A 7,913-nucleotide genomic window follows, 5' to 3' on the forward strand; every position below is an offset into this window, starting at 1 on the left:
ATCGGCTCAAAGAAGCCCTTTCACAAATGAAACAAGACGCAACTTGCTTCTACAACTCAACCACAACACAAAAAAGGTGTGGGAATAAACGGAATCAAATAAACTAACAATATACCCATATATTACACAATTTGAATTTTTATATCAAGATTTTTTTAAAAATATGAAAATATGCGCTAACTTGCTATTAAAATACGACGCCTCGATAAGTATAATATGCAATACTAGGCAGCTAGTAACAAATTTTTTAGGAGGCTATGCAATTTATGAAAATTAAACTTAAAGGATCTTTAGCTATGTTATTTATATTCTCTCTATTTTTTATAGCTCTTTTCTTTGATGAAAAAGCAGCTGTATCTGGTGTATTAATGTGCTTTTTTAGTATTTTAGCAAAAGAAAAGTTTTCTAGGATAGCATAAAAAAAGAGCCCAGATAATAGGGCTCTTTTTTTAACTCTACTCATTATATTTTGTATATATATCATTTAAAAAATACTCTCTATTTTTCGCGTAAATATTACAGATTTCATTCGCTAATTTATTTAAACGTTCTTCCTTGGCTTCATAAAGATATTCAACGAGCTTTTCTATTATTTCTTTAGGATATTTAGGTATACAACTCTTAATCAAATTATCCATTAACTCGCCTATAACTAATCTTTTTTCTATAGTATCACTAGAATCTATTCTCTTATATAGGCTTTCTATTATTTCATAAGCATTAAAATTAGCTTCTGCGTAAGGTATAGCGATGTCTAACATATGATAATTCTCTCTACTAATATCATTTAATACGGATATTAGATTCAACGAGTCTGATAGAAGTATTGTATCTTCTTTACTTATTCCCTTTGGTATACAGCTCTTATAATGCTGATAGAACGCCTCCCAAAATTCAATAATTTTCCTCCTAATATCGTCTTCTAAAGGACGCCCAACTTGATAACAAAACATTCTTATAAACTCACCAATTATTTCATGATTCCATGTGACCAAAACTTTCTCGTATAAATCGTTATCTGTGTAACAGCTGTCTAAATAACCTGTAGCAATATCCCTTGCTATTTGTTTTAATTGGATATTATTATCAATAGCGTATTTATAATGTTCTTTCATTAATGTATAAATATCACTAGAAATACGTCCACTACGAGTATATCCTGTCATAAAAGATATCCAATACTTATCCCCTAAATTTATTGTTTCAACCTTATTAATGGTCCAATCTTTTTCTAAAGAAATAAATAGGGATAGTTTCCAACCTAATAATATAAACGCATCTACTATTTTATTATCTAAGTAGTCAGCATATATTTCTCTGAATTCGGTATCCCAAATATTCTTCTCATCTTTATTAAACAATGACATACTTAATAACGCTTGCAGGCCTTGTCCTTTAACAGAATTTAAGACATATGATATTGGGTCATTATTTAAATCTACTTCTTCTACACTTTTTATTTCTTTTAATATATACAATAAAATTTCTTTAGCTTTAGGATAATGTTTATTTTCAAACGCCCATTCTCCATATTCTGAACCCGCTCTTAATAGGGAAAAAATACACTTTAAAGTAGATTTATAATCTGCATAATATACTCCATCATCTATTTTATAATTGTCACTCCAAAATTCTATTCTATTTATATAACTTAAAATAAATTCTAAGATTTTTCCCCAATCAAATGATTTTTTTTCTTTCCACGAGTCAATTAACCCCAGTAATATTTGACAGATATAATCATATTTTGTATTAATGAAAGGTTGTAAATTCTCTACTATCTTATTTGGATGCTTTTTAGTAAATTCTTTTATTACTCTTCCTAAATCGTTAGTTGTAGGACCTTCCCAAAAATTAGTTACTTTAAATTCATTTATATATGCTGCCAACTCATTATTTGTCATCTTAAGAAGTTGTTCCTCATCTATGGATACAGATTTGGAATCTATTTTTATCTTCTCTGTTTTTATCATTGGTCCCATTTTAACATCTATATCATTCTTTGCTTTTAACTTTCTATATTGTTCATTAAAATATGGGATTTCTTTTAATGTATTCAATCTTTTCATTTTCCAAATTTCTTTATATTTCTCTTCATTTTCAATTTCCCAGTATAAATCTGGACCTTTTTCAATATAATCCATTAGTATCTCTTGATTGTGCAACTCTATATTTTCTAGTTTCTCTAGAACCACCCTCAATTCATCTTCGAATGCACCTTCTTGAAATATAATTTTCCCTTTTTCGCAAGATAATATATTCCAGAATATACGATTATACATTGGGGAATTTTTACCTATTACATATAACAAGATTTTTTGGAATAAAAAATATTCTTCATTCATTAAATTACTCAAAAACTTTTCTATAAAACTATCTTCTTTAGAAACTAATAATCTTTTTAATAGATTAAGAATTAGTTCTATACCATCTTGATTGCCTTTTTCATTTGAATCATGAAGAGAATAAAAAACCTCTTTGTTATATAAACCATAATAAACAAACCTAATTTTATTTTTTAAATCTGATTCTATTTTTTTCCCTTCAAATTTATTACTAATAAAATTTGCAACACGTTCAACAAATTCTTCTAATTCCACTTGTTCTAAATCAAATTCATAAATAAATTTACTTTCATCTAAAATCTTAATACTATACTTTTCTGCAAAATTAAATACCTTAATTGCATATTGTTTGTCATCACATGTAAACACTACATTACTTTCTGAGTCCCCAAGAAACCTATTTATCTGTTCTTTAATATATATTAACAATTCTTCAGAGCAAACCTTAGAAATTATATTAACCATATTTTCATTAAATATATTATAAAAGTGATAACTTTTAAGTTTTATTAGATTATGTTCACAATCTAACTTTAGTAATAACATTATAATGTTTTCAGCCATTTCTATGTCTTTTGGTTCTTTAGAATTTATGAACTTAGGTAAAAGTTTTTTTCCGACTTCAAAAGAAATACGTTCTTCACCATATTTTGAATTCATCCACTTTTCTATAACATTAATCACTTTCAAATCTAAATACTCATTAGGAATATTAGTTAAAATTTCAATAAATTCACTCCAAACAAGATAATTATCCAGAGATTCCCCTTTTTCATCTTCATAGTTTGATATCTTATTAATTATCTGCAAAATGTCATTTATTCTACTTTCATGTTGTACAACCTTCTTTAAGTAATCAGTTTGAGACCAGTATCTTACCTGATAGTTATCCCCTTCCTTTTCCGGACTTGGGACTTTTTCTGGATTGAAAAATCCTTTTTCCTTCAGGTAATCGAACCACCTTTCATCATCAACATTTTCAAATAAATAGTCTCCTAATGATTCGTCCTTCTCAATTAAATCTATTACAGCTCTTATTCCAGCTCTAAATGCTTTTTGTTCTTCTCGCTTAATAACATCCTTTATTAGTTGAATGTTTTGCATATAATCCTGCTCTTTACTCACTTCACTTAAGACATCTGCCCACTCATGAATTATAGGAATTAATTGTGAAAAACCATTACGACTAATATCGAAAGAAATTAACTCTACCCCTAAGTTATTATAGTATTTATTAAGTAGCTCAACCATTTTATAATCTTCTTTATAAGTTGGATATAGCATATAATGTTTTTTCTTATACTCAGGATTAGTATTTTTAGATAGCATATACTCTAAGATCTCATACTCCTCTAACCCATATCCCATAAACAAAACTACATACTTTGAATTAAATACCTTATCTAAGAAAACTGATAACTCAGGAAATGTATTTTCAGAATTCGCTCCATAACACTCTAAATAATGATTTAAAGTAACTAACATATCTTTCTCTTGTTTTATGCTGCCATGTATGTGAATTACATTTCCATTTTTAAGCTTGGATTCTAATATGTCTGAACGTTCAAATACGATTTCTCGGCTTAATTCACTTTGTAACGATTTACTGTTTACATTGGTATTTATATCTTCATCTAATTTTCTACTGTTTTCTACTTCTTTAGCTATTCTATCTAAACATTCATCATAATTTGTAGTTATATAAATGGCATTCATTGAATATAGTTTAGAATATACATTTTGATACTTTTCATAATCTTGTATCGCAAATACCTGTTCTGCTGGTTTTGGTTTGATTTGTTTTTCTTTCATTAAAATCTCGCAAATTGTTAATAATTTTTTTGCGTCTAGTTTTTTTAACCCCTCATAAGTTCGATAGTCTATTAGGTTTTCATCATAATATATAGTGTTGAGCCTATCTTGAGCAAATTGATTCCACAGTGGTAAATCTACTAATTTTGATACCCCAGCCCCCACAAAAATAATAAGATTCCCTAATTTTGCCGCTTCTAATATTTCCGGATAGTTATTTATATCTGGAATTTCCTGAATACTATCTAGTTTAATCTTTACTTTGGTATTCACTTTTATTCCCCCAAATCTTCACTAATTTTAAACACTAACAAAAAATTAAAGATACTAAACTTTAAATAAAGCCTAATAAATCTTCTAATTATACAATTCAAACATGAATAAGCTGTTACATAAGTACATTCCTTTATACACTTTGCAATTTATTAATCTTACCAATTATTGCTTAATTAAGTAATATAATTATTACTTTTAAATTTTTTAAATTCATCTTAACTCTCCCAAAAATATATTCTTATTATCTAAATTCAAAGATCATCCTCAAGACATTTAATCTTCAATTTTCTCCTTAGTTAAATTGCTATACTACATCTACATGTTTACGTTCTGCTTCTGCTTTATATTTGTACTTACATTTCTAGATGATTTTTCAGCAAAAAGAGCTGGTATCATAGCGGAAACCAGCTCCTTTCTGTACTATAATCCAACATCTTCTCTTATACTAAATTTTTTCAAGTGAACGTTTTATAATATTCGTTTTTTCTTTTTATGACCTGGAATAATCAACTCTCTAATTCGCTCGTTTATTTCATCTTGTAATATATTAAAGATTTTAATAAGTTCTGTACGCTCATTCTCCATCACTATATGTTTAGGGTTATTGTTAATAACTCGCATTATTTGTTCTTCTACATTGTCGATATCAAATTGGGGGAGTTCATTATTAGGATCTAACCCTATATTCATATATTTTTCAAAAGCTTTTTCAATAGGCAGTAAACACTCTGAGCGTTTAACAGGTATTTCACCAGCCTCTGGATCATATTCAATATGTTCAACCAAAATCTCACAATAAATTTCAGGTTTTACATGAGAATGTACTAGTAGATAATACAAATTATTGCTCATTAATACATCGTAAAGTTTTGAACCCTTCATCATAAATTCTATATTTCCTACTTCTTCCTCGTAATCCGTTTTTTCTATATATTTATTAATGACTTCACATATAGAATTAGATGCTATTCCATCTAAGCTTTTTTTTATTTTATTTATATTATTTTCTTTTTCTAATATTTTATTTATTTTCTGTTTCCAATCTTCCTCAAGTGCATCAAATATATATCCGTTTTTAACTGCCTTTATCCCACTAAAATCCAAAGGTTGAGTAGAAAATGGTTTTAGATTACGATAATTATTGATATCATTAATTATCGGTTTATAGCTCTCATTAACAATAAGTGACCTTTGACTATGTTCTAGTGCCCCTTTAGCAATCTTTATTGATCTAACACCAATAAAAATCGCTACCACAATCGAGACTAAACCAATCCAATTGCTAACTCCTATATCTTTTATATTTTCTAGCATTTTCTTTGCACCTTTTATCCCTTCCCTTTTATAGGCTTTCTATAATAAGTTCATTACCTCTTGTCTCTCTATCCACTTATCCAGTTTATTTTTTGTGTCATCATTTAATCGTTTTCTTTTACCGGATAACATCCTTGAAAGTGTTGAATAAGAAATATCAATTTCTTTCGCTAACTCACGAATACTTTTATTATTCTTCTCTTTATATGTGTTCATCTTTTCAATATAGAACTCAATACTATTAGGTATTTCTTGATTTGGTATACTTATTGGCTTCTCTTCAATTACTGGTGGCTGTTCTTCTATCTCAATGACCAATGGTGCCTGCTGCTTACTTTTCTTAGTAATCAACTCTTGTTGTAATTTAACAAGCTCATTTGTAGGAGAAATAATTACTTTTAATTTTAACCAATAATTCTCAAACCAGTTTTTCCCCTTACATTTCTCTTCATCAATCTCAGGAGAGTACTTCCATTCCTTAATAACTTGGTCCCTCATAAGATCATCTAACGTCTTTTCGAAAACTTGTCTTATGAGGCTTGGTTTTCTATTCATACTAATCTCCATTACTTGCAATAACCCTTTAGGGCCACCAATACTATATGAATGTGTTAGATGTTGATATGATTGTTGAATACGCCAACGCCAACTTAGATATCTGGTTAATCGTTTGTGATATCTTTGTTGCTTGCTATTATACTCAAGTGCTTTCTTAGATAATAAGCCTGTTAATTTTTCAGATCCATAGAGATATTTTGATAAAAAGCTCCCTGGAGTAACATTCATACTCTCTATTCCTAATGTTTTACCCGTATCAATGTCTTTTGCAATAATAATTTCATCCATTACAAATAGCCTTCTAATTCTTTGCTTTTTATAAGCTAAGGTTTCATTGGGATCCTCTTCATTTAAAATTACAATCTCATTATCTTCATTGACATAAATAAAAATACTAGCAAGAGCAGCTAAACGCTCCATAATCTTTAATCTGTCCTCTTTTCGATAATAAGCCTTAACATTTTTGATTTGCTTCATATTACACATATCTAATATCCGTTCATAATGTACAGGCACAATAGTCTTATCATTTTCCGCACTCCTTACCCATAGTTCTGTAACAATATCGAGGCAGTCCTCCGTCAAATCATCCATTACTCGTGTTAAAAAAGTTGGATCAATCAGTGTATTCCATCTTTTTAACTCTTCTCTTTGTAATTCATATCACCATCATTGTGTGATGATACTACCACTAGACTATTTTGTTTATCCTGCAATTGAGCAATACGTACATTCTTATCTTGGTCATCTGTAAACTTATTCTTAGCAATAGTGTCTGATAAATGGTACATAAACCCTACATTACTTCGCTCTATGTAATCACTCTTAGCCTCTGTATCTAAAGGTAATTCTTTTGCGACAACAGGCAATTTAATCCCAAATTCCATATATAAATCGTCTTTTAGACATTCAAAAATTTCTCCCTTATAATTATCTAATTTTGGAAGAATGTCTATCGCCGATAATCCTAAAGCTTCCTTTTTAGAAACCCATTTCACTAGTCTTTCGAAAGTCTGTGACGAATAAGTTGAGTTGTATATCCTCTGTAGATCTCTTTCTACATCTTGATAGAATTGTTGCCACTTATTTAAAACTCTTTCACTTCCCTCAACACCAGTAAGTAGAGGGTACGCTATATATAAAGTGTTTTGAAATAGTACGTTTAACTTTTCCACTAATAATTCTCCTAATTGCTTCTAATACAATTATATCAATTGATACTAATCATTCATACCATTCTAATTAGAGTTTCGATAGAATATATTTTTATTGAGCATTCAATAAGGATTCCTATTGTTTAGATACCGAAAAAATAATGAAGAATTAATGTCCTGTTGCAAATTGAAGTTACTTATTGCATGAATATGATTTCAATATATAATTATATTGATATAGGGAGGAATAGGAGAAAGATATATGCTGAAAAGATTAAATAAATTTATGTTTGTTTTACCTGTAATTTGGTTTGTATTACTTATTGTATTGGGTTCATTTTTACTTGTGATGCCATTAGATTTATTTTTGCCACCGATAAAACAACATCCGATAAAGGAAGATCCCGCTATTATACAGATTTTAGTAGGAGTATTTGCGGCACCTGTATATGAA

The 7,913-nt window shown here is 28.7% G+C and carries 3 protein-coding genes and 2 pseudogenes; 2 read left to right on the forward strand and 3 right to left on the reverse strand.

Annotation, left to right across the window (positions count from 1 at the left end):
* Positions 1-266: 266 nt before the first annotated feature.
* Positions 267-419 carry a hypothetical protein gene (locus tag FOT98_RS32665; protein ID WP_000694591.1) on the forward strand — a complete coding sequence of 51 codons (153 nt, stop codon included), beginning with the start codon at positions 267-269 and terminating at the stop codon, positions 417-419.
* A 36-nt stretch (positions 420-455) separates the two neighbouring features.
* Here FOT98_RS32665 and FOT98_RS30730 read toward each other — a convergent pair whose 3' ends face one another.
* The 3 genes and pseudogenes from FOT98_RS30730 to FOT98_RS30740 all read right to left on the reverse strand — a co-directional run bounded on the left by FOT98_RS30730 (position 456) and on the right by FOT98_RS30740 (position 7,480).
* On the reverse strand, positions 456-4,430 hold the full coding sequence (locus FOT98_RS30730; RefSeq protein ID WP_001093518.1) for an SIR2 family protein: 3,975 nt from the start codon (positions 4,428-4,430) through the stop codon (positions 456-458).
* Positions 4,431-4,901: 471 nt separating this feature from the next.
* The gene (locus tag FOT98_RS30735) at positions 4,902-5,747 is read right to left on the reverse strand and encodes a hypothetical protein (protein WP_000892295.1); all 846 of its coding nucleotides are present in this window, start codon (positions 5,745-5,747) and stop codon (positions 4,902-4,904) included.
* Positions 5,748-5,786: 39 nt separating this feature from the next.
* Positions 5,787-7,480: pseudogene (locus tag FOT98_RS30740) on the reverse strand (helix-turn-helix domain-containing protein).
* Positions 7,481-7,721: 241 nt separating this feature from the next.
* Here FOT98_RS30740 and FOT98_RS30745 point away from each other — a divergent pair.
* A pseudogene (locus FOT98_RS30745) lies at positions 7,722-7,913 on the forward strand (CPBP family intramembrane glutamate endopeptidase); the annotation flags it as partial.

Source organism: Bacillus sp. HY001, from assembly GCF_007558965.1.
GTDB lineage: Bacteria > Bacillota > Bacilli > Bacillales > Bacillaceae_G > Bacillus_A > Bacillus_A mobilis.